18 protein-coding genes are annotated in these 15281 nt (G+C 66.2%); 8 read left to right on the top strand and 10 right to left on the bottom strand.

Going from position 1 to position 15281, the window contains the following annotated elements; genetic code table 11:
* Positions 1 to 14 precede the first annotated feature (14 nt).
* Both SM753_RS04665 and SM753_RS04670 read right to left on the bottom strand, forming a co-directional pair.
* Positions 15 to 959 (bottom strand): M48 family metalloprotease, encoded by a 945-nt coding sequence (locus SM753_RS04665; RefSeq protein WP_323190718.1) that lies wholly within the window; start codon positions 957 to 959, stop codon positions 15 to 17.
* A 111-nt stretch (positions 960 to 1070) separates the two neighbouring features.
* Positions 1071 to 1877, bottom strand: a complete 807-nt coding sequence (locus SM753_RS04670; RefSeq protein WP_323190719.1) for an NAD(P)-dependent oxidoreductase — start codon at positions 1875 to 1877, stop codon at positions 1071 to 1073.
* Between the two features lie 85 nt (positions 1878 to 1962).
* On the opposite strand from SM753_RS04670, the gene SM753_RS04675 reads away from it, so the two are divergent.
* Entirely contained in the window at positions 1963 to 2619 is a 657-nt protein-coding gene (locus SM753_RS04675) for a helix-turn-helix domain-containing protein (RefSeq protein WP_135535758.1), read from the top strand.
* Here SM753_RS04675 and SM753_RS04680 read toward each other — a convergent pair.
* Both SM753_RS04680 and SM753_RS04685 read right to left on the bottom strand, forming a co-directional pair.
* Positions 2616 to 4241: a GTPBP1 family GTP-binding protein gene (locus SM753_RS04680; protein WP_323190720.1), complete on the bottom strand. Its 1626-nt coding sequence runs from the start codon at positions 4239 to 4241 to the stop codon at positions 2616 to 2618. The two genes, SM753_RS04675 and SM753_RS04680, sit on opposite strands and share 4 nt — an antisense overlap.
* A gap of 106 nt (positions 4242 to 4347) precedes the next feature.
* The gene (locus tag SM753_RS04685) at positions 4348 to 4899 is read right to left on the bottom strand and encodes a J domain-containing protein (protein ID WP_323190721.1); all 552 of its coding nucleotides are present in this window, start codon (positions 4897 to 4899) and stop codon (positions 4348 to 4350) included.
* 90 nt (positions 4900 to 4989) lie between these two features.
* Here SM753_RS04685 and SM753_RS04690 point away from each other — a divergent pair, with 90 nt between their 5' ends.
* Positions 4990 to 5151 (top strand): zinc finger HIT domain-containing protein, encoded by a 162-nt coding sequence (locus SM753_RS04690; RefSeq protein WP_135535755.1) that lies wholly within the window; start codon positions 4990 to 4992, stop codon positions 5149 to 5151.
* A gap of 108 nt (positions 5152 to 5259) precedes the next feature.
* On the opposite strand, the gene pyrF is transcribed toward SM753_RS04690, so the two are convergent.
* On the bottom strand, positions 5260 to 6075 hold the full coding sequence (gene pyrF / locus SM753_RS04695; protein WP_135535754.1) for an orotidine-5'-phosphate decarboxylase: 816 nt from the start codon (positions 6073 to 6075) through the stop codon (positions 5260 to 5262).
* A 24-nt stretch (positions 6076 to 6099) separates the two neighbouring features.
* Positions 6100 to 6576: an HTH domain-containing protein gene (locus tag SM753_RS04700; protein WP_323190722.1), complete on the bottom strand. Its 477-nt coding sequence runs from the start codon at positions 6574 to 6576 to the stop codon at positions 6100 to 6102.
* A 192-nt stretch (positions 6577 to 6768) separates the two neighbouring features.
* Here SM753_RS04700 and SM753_RS04705 point away from each other — a divergent pair, with 192 nt between their 5' ends.
* Positions 6769 to 7437: an HAD family hydrolase gene (locus tag SM753_RS04705; RefSeq protein ID WP_323190723.1), complete on the top strand. Its 669-nt coding sequence runs from the start codon at positions 6769 to 6771 to the stop codon at positions 7435 to 7437.
* On the opposite strand, the gene SM753_RS04710 is transcribed toward SM753_RS04705, so the two are convergent.
* Positions 7434 to 7871, bottom strand: coding sequence for a hypothetical protein (locus SM753_RS04710; protein WP_323190724.1), 438 nt, complete (start codon positions 7869 to 7871; stop codon positions 7434 to 7436). The two genes, SM753_RS04705 and SM753_RS04710, sit on opposite strands and share 4 nt — an antisense overlap.
* Positions 7872 to 7952: 81 nt before the next feature.
* Complete coding sequence (locus SM753_RS04715) at positions 7953 to 8405, bottom strand: DUF2240 family protein (protein WP_135535750.1); 453 nt, start codon at positions 8403 to 8405, stop codon at positions 7953 to 7955.
* Between the two features lie 199 nt (positions 8406 to 8604).
* Between SM753_RS04715 and SM753_RS04720 the strand changes: the two genes are divergently transcribed.
* The gene (locus tag SM753_RS04720) at positions 8605 to 8979 is read left to right on the top strand and encodes a 30S ribosomal protein S8e (protein ID WP_135535749.1); all 375 of its coding nucleotides are present in this window, start codon (positions 8605 to 8607) and stop codon (positions 8977 to 8979) included.
* A gap of 5 nt (positions 8980 to 8984) precedes the next feature.
* On the opposite strand, the gene SM753_RS04725 is transcribed toward SM753_RS04720, so the two are convergent.
* Both SM753_RS04725 and SM753_RS04730 read right to left on the bottom strand, forming a co-directional pair.
* On the bottom strand, positions 8985 to 10235 hold the full coding sequence (locus tag SM753_RS04725) for a PQQ-binding-like beta-propeller repeat protein (protein ID WP_323190725.1): 1251 nt from the start codon (positions 10233 to 10235) through the stop codon (positions 8985 to 8987).
* A 68-nt stretch (positions 10236 to 10303) separates the two neighbouring features.
* Positions 10304 to 11299, bottom strand: coding sequence for a PhoU domain-containing protein (locus SM753_RS04730; protein WP_323190726.1), 996 nt, complete (start codon positions 11297 to 11299; stop codon positions 10304 to 10306).
* Positions 11300 to 11589: 290 nt separating this feature from the next.
* On the opposite strand from SM753_RS04730, the gene SM753_RS04735 reads away from it, so the two are divergent.
* The 4 genes from SM753_RS04735 to pstB are packed head-to-tail and all read left to right on the top strand — an operon-like array spanning position 11590 to position 15279.
* A complete protein-coding gene (locus tag SM753_RS04735; protein WP_323190727.1) occupies positions 11590 to 12558 on the top strand; it encodes a PstS family phosphate ABC transporter substrate-binding protein in 969 nt (322 codons plus the stop codon).
* Between the two features lie 34 nt (positions 12559 to 12592).
* Positions 12593 to 13528, top strand: a complete 936-nt coding sequence (pstC, locus tag SM753_RS04740; RefSeq protein ID WP_323190728.1) for a phosphate ABC transporter permease subunit PstC — start codon at positions 12593 to 12595, stop codon at positions 13526 to 13528.
* Complete coding sequence (gene pstA / locus SM753_RS04745; protein ID WP_323190729.1) at positions 13529 to 14410, top strand: phosphate ABC transporter permease PstA; 882 nt, start codon at positions 13529 to 13531, stop codon at positions 14408 to 14410.
* A 2-nt stretch (positions 14411 to 14412) separates the two neighbouring features.
* Positions 14413 to 15279: a phosphate ABC transporter ATP-binding protein PstB gene (pstB, locus tag SM753_RS04750; protein WP_323190730.1), complete on the top strand. Its 867-nt coding sequence runs from the start codon at positions 14413 to 14415 to the stop codon at positions 15277 to 15279.
* The last annotated feature ends 2 nt before the right edge of the window (positions 15280 to 15281 follow it).

The raw sequence follows: 15281 nt of genomic DNA on the forward strand, positions 1-15281 counted from the left end.
CGTCGTCGTCCGTGTCACCGGACGAGGGTCCCGTTCGGCGTCCGCTCGGCGCGCTCGACCATCCGCTCGATGCGGTCGTCCATCGGCGGGTGCGTGGCGAGCAGTCGCGCGAGCGCGTCTTCCTCCTCCTGGCCGTAGATGTACAGCGACGAGAGCGGACCGTGTCGCGGCCGCGAGGCGCGCTGGATGCGCGTCAGCGCCCGGGCCAGCGCGAGGGGGTCTCCCGTCACCGCGACGGCGCGGTCGTCGGCGGCGAGTTCGCGACGCCGGGAGTGCGCACGGAGCGCCAGCGTCAGGGCGAGCAGGAAAACGAGGACGAACTGCGCTACGCGGAGGTGGATCCGGACCAGGTGGCGGTCGAACGGGTCCGGACGGCGTCCCAGGAGCCACGCCGTCGCGCGCTGGACGCCGGCGACGACGAGTCCGACCGGGAGGAGGAGAACGAAGAGGACGCCGCTGACAGTCTGGACGAGACTCGACCCGAGCGTCTGGAGGAGGGCGTCCCGCGTTTCGAGGTGGGCGAGTTCGTGGGCGAGGATCGCCTCCATCTCGTCGCCGTCGAGGATGCGGAACAGGTCGCGGTCGAGCACTACCACGCCCTCGCCCGCGCCGACCGCAAGTGCGTTCGGTGCCGGAAGCGCGGCGACGTAGATTGAGGGGTTCCCCGCGTCCATCTCGGCGGAGAGGCGGTCGAGGCGGCGGTAGAGCCACGGCGCTCGCGAGCGCGGCAGTTCGACGGCACCCAGTCCCGAGACGATCCGCTTCGCCCCGGCGCGGTAGCTCGTGTAGCCGAACACCAGCGCCGACCCGACCATACCTCCGACGAGAACCCACGGGTCGGGTCGCACCGCGAACAGCCACGCGGCCATCTCCACGACGACGAGACCGACCGCGAGGTAGACGCCGAGCAGGCCGAGACCGACGGTCGCCATCAGAATCCGCGCCACGAGCCGTCGCATACCTCGGGATACGAAAGGCGGCGAGAAAAACGACCCGGAGCGGGACAGTCCGGCGTCTCCGGCCCGCCCGGCGGTACTCGCTGGCGGCCGAATCGCCCCTGCGCGGTCCCGTCACGACGGCGACGCGGACGGACTCGTCGCCGGACCCTCGGAGCCGTACCGCTCCGCCAGCCACCGCTCCCACGTCACCGTCCCGACGGCACGGTCCGGGCGCGTTCCGTCGCCGGCCCGGAACCCGCCGGCGACGTTTCCGGGGATCGGCAGGCGAACGATCGGCCGCCGCAACCCCCTTGCGCTCCGGTAGGCCGACGCGATCTCGCCGAGGGTCAGCACTTCAGGGCCGCCGCAGGGGGCGACTCGGCCGCCGGGTTCCGTGGTCGCGTGCTCGACGACCGCGTCGGCGGCCTCGCCGACGTCGATCGGTTGCAGCCGAAACCGGGTCGGCAGCGGCCAGACGGGGAGACGCGACAACCCACCGAGGAGGCCGTCGATGAACGAATGGAACTGCGTCACCCGCAGGACCGTCCCGGGGACGTCGCTTTCCTCGACGGCTCGCTCGGCCGCCAGTTTGTGCTCGTAGTACGATAGCGGTATCTCGTCGACGCCGACGATCGAGACGTACAGGACGTTCGCGACGCCGGCCTCGGCGGCCGCCGCCAGCAGCCGCTCAGTCCCCCGAACGTCGACCGCCTCGCTGTCACCCCGCGGCGCGGTGGCGGCGTGGACGACGACGTCGACGTCCGCGACTGCGGCGTCGACGCCGCTCCCGTCGGCCAGGTCCAGTTCCACCCACTCCGCGTCGCCGTCACTCGGGGGTGAACGGCTCGCCGCGCGCACGTCGTGGCCGGCGTCCGCCAGCCGCGGTCGCAGCGCGCTCCCGAGCGTTCCGGTCGCACCGGTCAGTAGCGTTCGAACCATACCGTACCGTACGTTCGACTCCACCGAACCGATGGTGCAGGAGTGGCACGGGGGATTTAAGTCGCGGCTCTCGAACGGTGACGCTATGAAACACGTCCGGCTACGGATCAGCGCGGGCGGCCGGGAGGACGAGATCCACCCGATGTACGACGTGATGGCGAACGCCGAGTTCGTCGAGTACGCGACGGCGCTCCAGTGGAACTTCACGGGGGAGGAACTCGGCATCCTGCACTACGTCGAAGGCGACCCCGAGCGGTTCGAGGCCGCGGTGCAGTCTTTCCCGGAAGTGCTTGACTACGAACTCGAACGCGCGGGCGACCGGGCGTTCTACGCCTACATCCGGGACGACACGAACGCTGCAGTGCAGGAACTCTGGGGCGTAACGGCCTGGCGCAGTCTCGTGTCGGTTCCGCCCATCGAGTACCGCCCGGACGGGACGGTCACCTTCTCTATGTTCGGGCCGAGCGACGAGATACAGGCCGCCATCGACGCCGTCCCGGACCCGGTGTCAGTCACCGTCGAGGAGATAACCGGGTTGCAGGCGATGCCACACACCGTCGCGTCGTCGGTGACCGACCGTCAGCGCGCGGCCGTCGAGGCGGCAGTGGGCGTCGGGTACTACGACGTGCCCCGAACCGGGTCGCAGGCGGACGTTGCCGAGCGCCTCGGCTGTGCGCCCTCGACGGCGGCGGAACACCTCAGGAAGGCGGAAAGCAGGATACTACGCGGCCTGTTCGGTTAGTCGACGTCGGTCACGTCCGTCACCGTTCCGACGCCTTTCGACCGGCCCTCGCGGAAGACGAACCGCTGGCCCTCCTCGACGAGGTACGGGCGGAACTTGAACCGGACGCGGGTCTTTCCCGTGTCGCCGGGGAGTAGCCGGCCGCCTTCGGGGTAGAACGCGGCGGCCTCGCTGACGGTTTCGAGGTGGACGACCGGTTCGTAGCCGTCGCCGATGCGGGTCGGATGGTTCAGCACCATCACCTCGGCCTCGAACTCGCGGACCGGGTCGGGGTCGGCCTCGCGCGGCAGCAACACCATTCCGCGCTCGATATCGGCCTCGCGGACGCCCTTGAGCGCGATGCCGACGATGCGTCCGGCCTTGGCCCGGTCGACGCGGTGGTAGTGCATCTCGATGGAGCGGACCTCAACCTCGCGGAACGCGCCGTCGGCCATCGGGCCGATCAGGAGTTCGTCGCCGGCCTCCACTTCACCGGACATGATCGTTCCGGAGGCGACGGCCCCGACGCCGGTGACGCTGTACGTCCGGTCGATGTACATCCGGAAATCCCCGTCGACGCCGGCGGTCTTGGGGAGGCGCTCGAACAGTTCGTCGAGCGTGTCCAGGCCCTCTTTCGTCACGGCGCTCGTCGTGAGGACGGGGACGACGGTGTCGTTTATCTCCTCGACGGCGGCGTCGACGCCGTGGCGGTCGACCCGGAGCGGCGTCTTGTCTACGTCCCGGAGCACGCGTTCGACCTCGCGTTCGACCTCGGCGACGCGCTCGTCCGAGACGGCGTCGGCCTTCGTGATCGCGACGATGGTCGGCAGTTCGGTCGCAAGCAGCACGCCGAGATGCTCGCGAGTGGTCTTCGTCGGCCCGTCGTCGGCCGCGACGGTCAGCAGGCCGTAGTCGAGTTTCTGCCCGACCAGCCCGCGGATGGTGGTGCGGAGCCACGGTTCGTGGCCGACGGTGTCGACAAAGGACACTAGCCGGTCCGACTCCTCGACCACGCGGGCACGGTCGGACTTGCGGTGCGGGTTGTCCATCCTGACCGGGCCGTCTCCGTCGAAGCCGTAGACGCCGTACGAGAGGTCGGCCGAGAGACCGCGTTCGACCTCGTGGGGCTGGACGTCCATGTAGCCGCGCGTGCTCCCCTCGCCGTCGTCGGCCTGACCGGTGACGAGACTGCCGACCAGCGTGCTCTTGCCGTGGTCGACGTGGCCGGCGGTGCCGATGACGATGTGCTCGTCGTCGGTGTCCAACATGGCCCCCTCGCGGACGGTCGCGACGCCGACGATGCCCCGCCCGTCCCCGTCGTCTGCGACGCCGTCGACTCCCCACGTCTGCACGTCTTCGATGTGAGCCCCGGCCTCCTCGGCCAGTAGCGAGAGCACGTCCATGGATTCGGAGAATTCGTCAGGTTCGATCCCGGCGAGGCCGCCGTCGTCCGTCACGCCGACCACGTAGGTCGCCTCGCCGTCGCCGGAGAGAACGCGGTGGCGAAGCTGTGCGGCCAGACTTTCAAGTCGCCCCTCGGAGAGGTGGAGGTCCTTGGTGAGTCGCTCTTTGAACTCGACGTTGCCGCCTTCCTGCTCGCCGCGGTCCAGGGCCTGTTGAAGAACGGCCCGGTCAGGGCTCATATCCCCGGGTTAGTGGACGGTAGACAAAAACCTTCGCGTCACGCGGTAACGCACCTCATACGGACGTTCGAAGGGAGCGCCCGCGGCCGTCGCTGACGCGTCGCGTTCAGCGGTTCCGCGCTCCGCTCGTCCGCCGGGAGTCCCCGTCGGTGAGACGTTCGTAAGCGGCGTTGACTCGCTTGAACCTCTCCTCGTCCCCGCCCTCGGCGTCCGGGTGAACTTCTTTCACCTTCTCTCGATAGGCGGCTTTCACTCGGTCGTCGCTCGCGTCGGGCGACAGGTCGAGTATCTCGTAGGCCGTTCGCTCCGATGGTCCACTGGACGGTTGCGGTCCGGGAGGCCGACGGCTTCTGCGGCGTTCTCTCCGGGCCCGCTGTCTGGCCTCTCGGCGGCCGCGAGTCTCGCGGGCGGCACGCCGCGCACCGGCCCCGAAGCCCGCGTCGCGGGTCGACTGACGGCCGTTCGTCGCCGCCCGTCTGCGCGCTCGCTCGGCGAGTTTCCCGGTCCCCTGGTACCACAGCACGTACGACAGGAACGCAAATGGCGCGGCGAGAATCAGGACGAACGGGTTGCGTTGGACGAGCGTTAGGATACCGAGTACGGCGGCTAATCCCGCGAACACCGCCGCGAGTCCGACGAGGAGAGGTCCTCGCGACACGGGGCCACATTAGGTCTACAGCCAAGTAAGCCTCCCGCCCGGGCGGTCGCCCGCCCTAGGTACAAGCCCATCGATGTGGTATCAGTCCACATGAGCGTTACCGGACTGTGTCAGATCTGTCAGTCGCGCGAGGCCGAGGCGCGCTGTGACCGCTGTGGCACTATCGTGTGCAGCCAGCATCTAGAGGAGTCACTCGGGATCTGTGCGGACTGCGCCGCCGAGTCCGACCCCACGGGCGGCCGAACGTTCTAACGGGATCCGACCGCCGAGACCGGGACGAGTTCTAACGCGACCTAACCGCCCAAGCGGGGACGAATTCTAACGCGACTCGGCTCCCGAGGCCGGGTCGACGCCTCCGCGCTATCGGTACCGGTTCAACCGCTCCTTCAGTCGCTTCGCCGCCTGTCCGGCGGCGCGGTCGAAGTCCTCGCCGGCGTCTTCCCCGGCGAAGATGATCCCCCGCGACGAGTTGACGAGGCCGACGCCGGCGGAAAGGCCGTATTCGACGGCCGCCTCGGCGTCGCCGCCCTGCGCACCGACGCCCGGGACGAGAAACGGGATATCCGGCACCCGCTCGCGGATCGCTTCCAGTTCGTCGGTCGTCGTCGCGCCGACGACGAGGCCGACGTTGTCGCGTTCGTTCCACAGGTCCGCGAGGGCGGCGACACGTTCGTACACGGTCTCGCCGGAGGCGAGTTCGAGGTCCTGCAGGTCGGCACCGCCGGGGTTAGACGTACGACAGAGGACGAACACGCCGCGGTCCGCCTTCGAGAGGAACGGCTCAAGCGAGTCCCGGCCCATGTACGGGTTGGCAGTGATGGCGTCCGCGGTCGGCCCCTCTGCGTCCTCGTCAAGCAGTTTCGCGTACTGGCGGGCGGTGTTGCCGATGTCCGCCCGCTTGGCATCGAGCAGGACGGGCACGTCTTTGCCGTGCGCGTAGGCGATGGTCTCGCGGAGCGCACGCCACCCGTCCGGGTCCTCGTAGAAGGCGGCGTTGGGTTTGAACGCCGCCGCGTGTTCGTGGGTCGCGTCGATGATCCGGCGGTTGAACGCCCATCGTGGCAGGTCGTCGTCGCGCAGATGGGCCGGTAGCCTGTCCGGGTCCGGGTCGAGGCCGACGCTCACAACGCTGTCGACAGCGTCGATCCGGTCTCCGAGCCGTTCGAAAAAGGTCATACCCCCGCGTCTGCAGCGCCTGCACTACAAGGTTCCTATTTTCCGCGTATCGAGGCCCGGAACCGCAACGTCCTCGTCGGCCAGCGCCGCGATCCCGTCGTCGACGGTGTAGATATCGTCTCCGTCGGAACAGGGAAGCAGCGTCCGGAGACCGTCGTCGTACACTGCGAGACACATGATCGGTAGCTCGACGATCTCTGTCGGCTCTTCGTTCGGGTCTATTCGGCTGGTCCGTCTCGTGAACGCGGGTTCGAGGCTGCAGTCGTGCTCGTCGGCCCAGGATTCGAATGTTCGGAACTTCTCTCTCGCCGTCTCGGTCGCGTGGTGACTCCAGTCGTCACCGTCCAGATCGAGTCGCTTGCCCCAGATCTCGACGTCGAAGTCCGAGATGTAGTCCTCCTCGTCCAGTTCTTGGAGTCTGCGCACCATGGACTGTTGTCTGTTGTGCGTGCCGTACACCGGTTCTCGCATCAGTAGCTCAACGCTCAGAGTTGTTGACATCTATCCCCTTCCCCTGTGGTGCATTACCGCGATCCAGTACTTAGTCTTTTCCCGGATAGAATTGCCTGTTTCCGGACGGGCACTGATACCGCCGGACGCCCTGTTTCAGCTACTTCGAGGGGTGTCTCGGCGGCATTCCCACTGCCGTACGTCCGCCAGTATGAAACCGCCGGCCGCCGTACGCTGGGACGAATGGCGATAGGAGCAGTCGTCTTCGACCTGGACTACACGCTCGCGGTACCGAACCGAACCCGCGAGACGCTACTCGACGAGGCGACGGCGACCGTCGGCGCGCCGGAGATCGACCGCGAGTCGTATCTGGCGGCCCACCGACGCAATCTCACCGGCGAGACGCGCGAACCGATCTTCGCGTCCCTGCTCGAAGACCGCGACGCCGACGCGGACCCCGACGAACTCACCCGAGCGTACAGGACGGCCATCGCCGATGCGCTGGAACCCGTCGAGGGCGCTTCGTCCCTCGTGAGCGACCTGCGCGAACGGTACCGCGTCGGCCTCCTGACGAACGGCCCGGTCCGCGCTCAGCGGAACAAACTCCGGACGCTCGGGTGGGAGGACCTGTTCGACGCTGTCGTCATCTCCGGCGATCTCGACGCCGGCAAGCCCGACCCGCGCGCGTTCGAGGCCGCGCTCGACGCGCTGGGCGTCACCCCAGACGAGGCCGTGTACGTCGGCGACGAACCGACGGCCGACATCCGCGGCGCGACCGAAGCGGGCATGGCCGTGATACAGGTCGTCTCTCCCAACGGACCGGATCCGGACACACGTGCGACGGCACACGTCGACCGCGCCGAACTCGCTGCGCGGTTACCGTCGGTGATCGAGGATCTGGACCGTTATTAGGCGCTAACCGCTTCCGTCACAGACTCGACTACGTCGACCGCGCGCTTGACTTCGGCCCCGCTCTCGACGAACACGAGCGTCTGCGGCGGTCGAACCGCCTTCGGCCGCACGCGCAGTTCCAGTTCCTCGGCCGTCTCGGCGGCCGTATCCTGTCCGTCGCGGAACTCGATCCTCGCGCGGTCCTCGTGAATGTACACTTCGGCCAGCAGTTCGCTCCGTGAATCGTCGGGCGCGTGTTGCGTTCGAGCGTCGTCCCAGGCCCCGTCGACGGCCCGCGCCACGTCGTAGGCGCGTTCGCCGTCGGGCGATCCGGTCGCTGACCGGTCGGGGTTCACCACCGCGAGGGCGTCGAGAACGCCGTCGACGCGACCGTCTACCTCGGACGCGAGCAGTTCGGCGATGCGGCGGCCGTCGGCCACGCTGTCTTCGACCATGCAGGTCTCTCGGCGGGCGCGGTTTATCAGTGGTTGGTAGTCGTCCTCCGACGGTCGCGAGACGGCGCTCGCGCGCCGACTTCAGTCGCTATCGCCCAACTCCTCGATGGCCGCCTCCGCCGGGTCGTCGATGTCCAGTCCGCGCCGTCGAGCGTAGACGACCGCGGCGGCTTCGACGGTAACGGCCAGTTCGGTCTGGAGTCGGTTGATGCTCGCGACGGCGTCCTGTTTCTCGATGCCGTCCGCGACGACGTGGTCGAGTACCTGTTCGAACGTCGACTGCGCCTGCAGGATCGATTCGTCCGGGACGAACTCCTCGGGGACGGCAACGTCGTCGGGATCGAACTCGACGACCAGCGTCCCGTCGTCGCGAGAGAGCAGGCCCTGTCCCGTCGCCACGTCGATCAGCCGCTTCGCCTGGTCGGGCGAGAACCAGTCGCGGTCGAGCGACAGCGCCACGACGTACTCGTTTTCGCCGATGCGCTCGACGCCGCGCTGGCGGAACGGTGCGGCGACTGCCGTCCGGAGACTCATCGGCTCGGACTGTCGGCTGTACTCACGTAAAGAGTTTCGGAACGTCGGGTCCGATAGCTCTCGATAACGGGACAGCTGTCGGTGGCTGGCACCGCTCACGCGCCGGAGGAACCACTCGGTTCACCGCCTCGGTTCGCCCGCCCGATCCCTCCACCGGGAAGTCGTACGATTCAAGTAGTTCCTGGGACTCTGTTCGGGTATGACAGACCAGGGACGCTCCACGCGCAAGCGAACTGGCGGCCGACTCCGACCGAACTCCGACCGCAAGAAACACCAGATCGGGCGCAGCCCGACCGAGACACAGGTCGGCGAACCGAACCTGAAAACGACCGACGCTCGTGGGAACACGACGAAGACCCGCGCGCTCGCGACGAACATCGCGCAGGTCGCCGACGCCGGCGAGACGGTCGAGGCCGACATCCAGGACGTCGTCGAGAACGAAAGCAACCCGAACTACGTGCGCCGAAACATCATCACGAAAGGCGCGGTCATCGAGACGAGCGAGGGACGCGCCCGCGTCACCTCGCGCCCCGGTCAAACCGGTCAGGTCAACGCCGTCCTCGTCGAGGAATAACGCGGTTACTTCTCTCCGAGCGCAACCACGTTGCCGTACTCGTCGCCGTAGAACACCCGTCCGTCGCTGACACTTAAAGCGCCGGTGACGGCGTAGTCGGCGTCGTGGTGCCACAGTTCCCGACCCTCTGCTACGTCGACGGCGAACACCGCCTTGGATTCGTGGCCGAAGTAGAGGACGCCGTCGGCGACGACGGGCGGGGAGCCGAAGATCCCGTCCGTCTCGAACGTCCAATCGACCGTCCCGTCAGTGGCATCGACCGCCGCAGCGCTACCGTGAGAGAGGTACACAGTCCCGTCGACGACAGCGGGCGTTCCGCCGGCGGCCCGCTCGCGCACCTCCCAGTCTAAGTCGCCGCTCTCCGCGTCGATGGCGTACAGGTACGAGTCGGTGTCGGCGATGTACACCGTCCCGTCGACGACCGTCGTGCCGTGTCCGCCGCCGTTGCGGACCTCGTATTTCCATCGTTCGTCGCCGCTCGTGACGTCTATGGCGTACACGTAGTCGTCGTGACTCCCGACGTAGATGGTACTGTCCGTCACGGTCGGGTGTGAAGCGACTGGGGCCGCGGTGCGGAACCGCCAGTTCGTCTGTCCGTCGGCGACGTCCAATGCGTACAGATGGTCGTCGCTACAGCCGACGTACAGCGTCCCGTCGACGACGATAGGGGTACTCCGAACGGGGGCTCCAAGGTCCGTCCGCCAGTGAACATCGCCGCTTGCGGCGTCGACCGCGAGCAGCCGTCCGTTCGAGTTCCCGACGAACGTCACCAGTCCATCGCTCGCGCCTTCGACGCCGCCCGGAACCACGACCGGCGGCCCCGTCGAGACGCCGCCGCCGGTGTCGACAGTCCATTCGGTCGTCCCCTCCGTCGCGTCGACGGCGTACAGCGTGTCGTCCCAGCTTCCGACGTAGACGGTGTCGTCAGCGACGACCGGCGCCCGCGTCACCCGGTCCTCGGCGGTTACGCGCCACAGTTCCTCGACGGAGTCCGTCGGACCGCTCGGTTCGTCGAGGGACCCGGAGTTCGCCGGGGTTCGCTGGAACGACGGCCACGAACCTTCGACGCGTACGTCTCGGTCGTCAGTTTCCGAGTCATCCCCGTCAGTCGTGGACTCCGCACGAGCCGTTTCGTCTGCCGACGGCTCGGCGTCAGTACCTCCGTCGCCCGACAGCGATTCGACACACCCCGAGAAACACCCGATACCAGCGACGCCCGCCGCGCGCAGGAGCGTTCGTCTGCTCGTACGTTCCATACAGCACCGATTCGTATTTAAGCTGATAAATGGTCGGATATCCTAGCGCTGTACCTAAGCGGCGGCAGTCAGGGGCGCGGTGCGGCCTTCTGCAGCGCCGTCTCTGCGATGTTGCCGCCGTAGTCGGCACTCCGCGACAACGAGTCGACGACCAGCCCCAGCAGTTGCGCCGCCGCGGGGTCGAGGTCGCGGAGTAATTCCCGGAGGTCGCGGGTGCGCTCGTCGATAGCGAGAATGGACTCGCGCGCCTCGTTGGCCAGTGCAGTCGAGCGGTCCGGGTCCTCCATGAACAGCGCATCCATCGCCTTGTTGATGACGTCGGCGGAGTCGTCGTGGACCGTCTGCAGGCCGTCAGTGACGCCGTCGGGAACGTCGCCGAGTTCCAGCGCGAGGTGGGCTATCTTCGCGGCGTGGTCGGCGATCCGTTCGAGTTGGCGGGCGGAGGAGTGATAGTCGAAACACACCTCTCGCGGGAGTCCGAGTTCCTTGGCCGCTCGCGGCGAGCGCAGCGTCGCCCGGAAGATGCGCGACACCACGAAGTACAGCCTGTCCACGTCGTCGTCGCGCTCGATCACGTCCCGGGCCAGGTCGTCGTCGTTCTCGACCAGCGCCGTCACCGCGTCTTCGAGCATCGACTGGGAGATCAGCCGCATCCGCGTCACCGCGTTTTCGATGGACAGTTCGGAGGAGTCAAGCAGGTCCTGGAGAACGACGCGTTCGCTGGTCTCTTCGAGTACTTCCACGCCGACGAGGCCCTGGACCGCGTCGCGGATGGCCCGGCGCTGGTCCGTCGTGATGCGATTGGCCTCCAGCGCGATGATATCGAATCCGCTGACGTACATCGTCATCACCGCGCGGGTCAGCTGTTCGCCCTCCAGTTCCGACACGTCGAGTGACCCTTCGACTCGTTCGGAGTCGCTGCGCGGCGTGAGCAAGAGCGTATCATCTTCCGGATAGAACTCGACCTCGCTTCCGGCGCTAACATCGTTGTCTGTCGCCCACGATTTGGGGAGCGAGACAGTGAACGTCGATCCGCCGGTGACCTGGACCTTTCGGGTCTCCATATCCGTCAGTACGGGAACGACAATATAAAAATACACGATTATATATATCCGCACGGAGTCGGCTCGTTGATTTTCCGCTCATTCCTCGGCGGGCGATTACGCGTTCGGAGCCGTCAAACCCAAACCGAGCCGCCGTTCTTGTTTTCCGCAGTATCTATCCGAAAACGCGGGGGAGAGCGCGTCGTTTCCGCGCACCGTTTGCCGAATACGCGCTATAGACAGAATAAATATGTAGCTCTATATAGCGATCATAGCAGACTACTTATTAGTCATTCCCCGTCTTTCAAGCGATGTCGGAAGACACGTCGCGTCGCCGGTCAGAGTTCTCTCGACGGGGGTTTCTGGCTGCGGCGGGAGTTGCGAGCGTTACCGGGTTAACTGGATGCGCTCGGGTGTTCGGCAGTGAGAACAGGCAAGTAAACATCGCCGGTAGCAGTACAGTGTTTCCGATCGCCGAGGCGGTCGCGTCCGACTACACGCAGAAGAACCCCACCGTAAACGTCTCGGTCAGCAAGACCGGCAGCGGCGGCGGGTTCTCGAACTTCTTCTGTCCCGGTATGACGGACATCAACAACGCCAGCCGTCCGATCGCCGATGCGGAGCGAGAGCAGTGCGCCGACAACGGCGTCGACCCCGTTGAGTTCGTCGTCGGGACGGACGCCCTCACGGTGGTCGTCAACGACGAGGCCAACTGGGTCGACTGCATGACGGTCGACGAACTCCGCCAGGTGTGGATGTCGGGCGGGGCCAAACAGTGGAGCGACATCCGCGACGAGTGGCCCGACGAGGAGTTCGAACTGTTCGGACCGGCCACCGTCAGCGGCACGTTCGATTACTTCCGCGAGACGATCGTCGGCGAGGAGGAGAACCACCGGAACGACTACTCGGCGACCGAGAAGGACCGCACTATCGTTCGCGGCGTGCGCGGGTCGCAGTACGCGATGGGCTACTTCGGTTTCGCCTACTACAGCGAGAATCCGGAGACGGTGAAAGCGGTCGCCATCGACGACGGATCGGGCTGTGTCGAGCCGTCGCTCGAAACGGCCAAGGAAGGCACCTACCGGCCGCTTTCGCGCCCACTGTTCACGTACGTCTCGAAGCAGTCGCTGGCGGACGAGACGGTTCGGGATTTCGTCCGGTTCTATCTGGAGAAGGCGGCGACGGACCTCGTTTCCGAGGTCGGCTACGTGCCGATAACGGACGAGACGCTAGAGGAGAACCTGAACAAACTCGACGCGGCCGTGGAGGACGTGCAATGACCGAGCCGACTTCGACCGAACCCGAGGTGTTCGAATGAGCAGCGCGAACGCCCCCGACCTGTCCCGAGACGACGGGCGGACGAGACGAGAGGCCGTGGTCAGACTGGTGTTTTTCGTCTGTGCGGTACTTTCGGTGCTGACGACTATCGGTATCGTCCTGACGCTGCTGTCGGACTCTGTGGCGTTCTTCGCCGAGGTGTCACCGGTACAGTTCCTGACGGGAACGTCGTGGAGTCCGGCGAACGACCCCGTCAACTTCGGCGTCCTACCGCTCGTCACCGGGACGCTCGTCATCACCATCGGGGCCGCCGCCGTCGCGCTTCCGATCGGACTGCTCACCGCTATCTACCTGAGCGAGTACGCGAGCGACCGCGCGCGGTCGGTGCTGAAGCCGGCTCTGGAGGTCCTCGCTGGCGTCCCGACGGTTATCTACGGCTACTTCGCGCTGGTGTACGTCACGCCGGCGCTCGCAACGATATTCCCCACTATCGACACGTTCAACGCGCTCTCCGCGTCGCTCATCGTCGGCATCATGATAATCCCGATGGTGTCGTCGATCAGCGAGGACTCGATGAGCGCGGTGCCGGACTCGCTCCGCAACGCGAGTTACGGCCTGGGAGCGACGAAGTTCACCGTCTCGACGAGCGTCGTCGTCCCGGCGTCCGTGTCGGGTATCGCCTCCTCGTTCATCCTCGCGCTCTCGCGCGCCATCGGCGAGACGATGGCCGTCACCATCGCCGCGGGGAACACGCCGCGTCTGGTCGACCTCACCGACCCCGCGGGCGTGTTTCTGAACTCCATCCAGACGATGACCGCTGCGATGGTACAGCTCGGCGCGAGCGACGTGACAGGACAGTCTATCGCGTACAAGAGCCTCTTCGCCGTCGGGCTCACGCTCTTCGTAATCACCTTCGCAATGAACCTCGTCAGTGAATGGATCGCTTCGCGCTACAGGGAGGAGTACAGATAGATGGCGACTGATACGCGAGATTCAACGTCGTTCGAGCGGGTCAGTCGCGCGAAAGACATCGCGTTCGAGTATCTGACGCTCGGAGCGACGTTGCTCGGCATCGTCGCACTCGCGGTGTTGCTGAGCTACGTCGCGGTCGACGCGGTCGGGTGGCTGGACTGGCAGTTCCTCACCAGCCCGCCCCATCCAATGCCGGAGAAGGCCGGTATCTTCCCGGCGCTCGTCGGCTCTATCTTCCTGATGCTGCTTATCGCTCTCATCACGTTCCCCCTCGGTGTCGGCGCAGCCGTCTACCTGGAGGAGTACGCGCCTGACAGCCGCCTCACGAAGTTCATCCAGCTCAACATCGCAAACCTCGCCGGCGTTCCGTCCGTCGTGTACGGACTGCTCGGGCTCGGGCTGTTCGTCCAGTTAGTCAGCCTGGGCTACGGGTCGCTGCTGGTCGCCGGCTTTACCATCTCGCTGCTCATCCTGCCCATCGTCATCATCTCCGCCCAGGAGGCGATCCAGTCCGTGCCGGACTCGATGCGACAGGCCTCGTACGGGATGGGCGCGACGAAATGGCAGACGATCAAAAACGTCGTCTTGCCCGAGTCGCTCCCCGGGATCCTCACAGGGACTATCCTGGCGCTCGGTAGAGCGATCGGCGAGACGGCTCCGCTGATCATGATCGGCGCGCCGACGACGGTGTTCGGGGTTCCGAACGGACCGCTGGCCAAGATCAGCGCGATGCCCATGCAGATATACACGTGGGCGGAGTACCCTGACAAGGCGTTCCAGCACGGGGTTCTCGCCGCTGGCGTGGTGACGCTGCTGGTCGTACTGCTTTCGATCAACTCCATCGCGATACTCATCCGCAACAGATACCAGACCCAGAGCTAACAATGACACAGCAAAACGTGACGACATCGGAATCGGACGACGACAGTTCGACCGCGTCGCCGGAACCGGGTTCCGGCATCGCTTCGAACGGTACCACAGAAGCCGAGACAACCACGACTCGCTCCGTCATCGAATCCCGCAATCTCGATGTCTACTACGGCGAGGAGCGAGCGCTTCAGGAGATAGACATCGAGATACCCGCGGAGAAGGTGACGGCGATAATCGGGCCGTCGGGCTGTGGGAAGTCGACGTTCCTGCGGTGTATCAACCGGATGAACGACCTGGTTGATTCGGCGCGCGTCGAAGGCGAGTTGCTGTTCGAGGGGAAAAACGTCTACGACGCGGACGTGGACCCGGTCGCGCTCCGGCGGCGGATCGGGATGGTGTTTCAGGCACCGAACCCGTTTCCCAAGAGCATCTACGACAACGTCGCGTACGGACTCCGAGTGCAAGACGACACGGAGAACCTCGACGAGCGCGTGGAGACGGCGCTGCGCCGCGCGGCGCTGTGGGACGAGGTCAACGACCGCCTCGACGAATCGGCGCTCGACCTCTCGGGGGGCCAACAGCAGCGACTCTGTATCGCCCGCGCCATCGCGCCCGACCCCGACGTCCTCCTGATGGACGAACCCGCCAGCGCGCTCGACCCCGTCGCCACCTCCCAGATCGAAGACCTCATCGAAGAACTCGCCCAGGACTACACCGTCGTCATCGTCACCCACAACATGCAACAGGCCGCACGCATCTCCGACAAAACCGCCGTCTTCCTCACCGGCGGCGAACTCGTCGAGTTCGACGACACCAGCGTCGTCTTCGAAAACCCCGAACACCAGCGCGTCGAAGATTACATCACCGGTAAGTTCGGATAATC

Origin of the sequence: Halostella sp. PRR32 (assembly GCF_034808085.1) — an archaeon.
In the GTDB taxonomy this organism is placed as follows: Archaea; Halobacteriota; Halobacteria; order Halobacteriales; family Natronoarchaeaceae; genus Halostella; species Halostella pelagica.

Coding starts and splice junctions, on each gene's coding strand:
- pstC (WP_323190728.1), top strand. CDS start 12,593: ATGAGCAGCGCGAACGCCCCCGACCTGTCCCGAGACGACGGGCGGACG.
- SM753_RS04670 (WP_323190719.1), bottom strand. CDS start 1,877: ATGGTTCGAACGCTACTGACCGGTGCGACCGGAACGCTCGGGAGCGCG.
- SM753_RS04725 (WP_323190725.1), bottom strand. CDS start 10,235: ATGGAACGTACGAGCAGACGAACGCTCCTGCGCGCGGCGGGCGTCGCT.
- SM753_RS04690 (WP_135535755.1), top strand. CDS start 4,990: ATGAGCGTTACCGGACTGTGTCAGATCTGTCAGTCGCGCGAGGCCGAG.
- SM753_RS04680 (WP_323190720.1), bottom strand. CDS start 4,241: ATGAGCCCTGACCGGGCCGTTCTTCAACAGGCCCTGGACCGCGGCGAG.
- SM753_RS04715 (WP_135535750.1), bottom strand. CDS start 8,405: ATGAGTCTCCGGACGGCAGTCGCCGCACCGTTCCGCCAGCGCGGCGTC.
- SM753_RS04735 (WP_323190727.1), top strand. CDS start 11,590: ATGTCGGAAGACACGTCGCGTCGCCGGTCAGAGTTCTCTCGACGGGGG.
- pstB (WP_323190730.1), top strand. CDS start 14,413: ATGACACAGCAAAACGTGACGACATCGGAATCGGACGACGACAGTTCG.
- pstA (WP_323190729.1), top strand. CDS start 13,529: ATGGCGACTGATACGCGAGATTCAACGTCGTTCGAGCGGGTCAGTCGC.
- SM753_RS04675 (WP_135535758.1), top strand. CDS start 1,963: ATGAAACACGTCCGGCTACGGATCAGCGCGGGCGGCCGGGAGGACGAG.
- SM753_RS04665 (WP_323190718.1), bottom strand. CDS start 959: ATGCGACGGCTCGTGGCGCGGATTCTGATGGCGACCGTCGGTCTCGGC.
- SM753_RS04710 (WP_323190724.1), bottom strand. CDS start 7,871: ATGGTCGAAGACAGCGTGGCCGACGGCCGCCGCATCGCCGAACTGCTC.
- SM753_RS04730 (WP_323190726.1), bottom strand. CDS start 11,299: ATGGAGACCCGAAAGGTCCAGGTCACCGGCGGATCGACGTTCACTGTC.
- SM753_RS04720 (WP_135535749.1), top strand. CDS start 8,605: ATGACAGACCAGGGACGCTCCACGCGCAAGCGAACTGGCGGCCGACTC.
- pyrF (WP_135535754.1), bottom strand. CDS start 6,075: ATGACCTTTTTCGAACGGCTCGGAGACCGGATCGACGCTGTCGACAGC.
- SM753_RS04700 (WP_323190722.1), bottom strand. CDS start 6,576: ATGTCAACAACTCTGAGCGTTGAGCTACTGATGCGAGAACCGGTGTAC.
- SM753_RS04705 (WP_323190723.1), top strand. CDS start 6,769: ATGGCGATAGGAGCAGTCGTCTTCGACCTGGACTACACGCTCGCGGTA.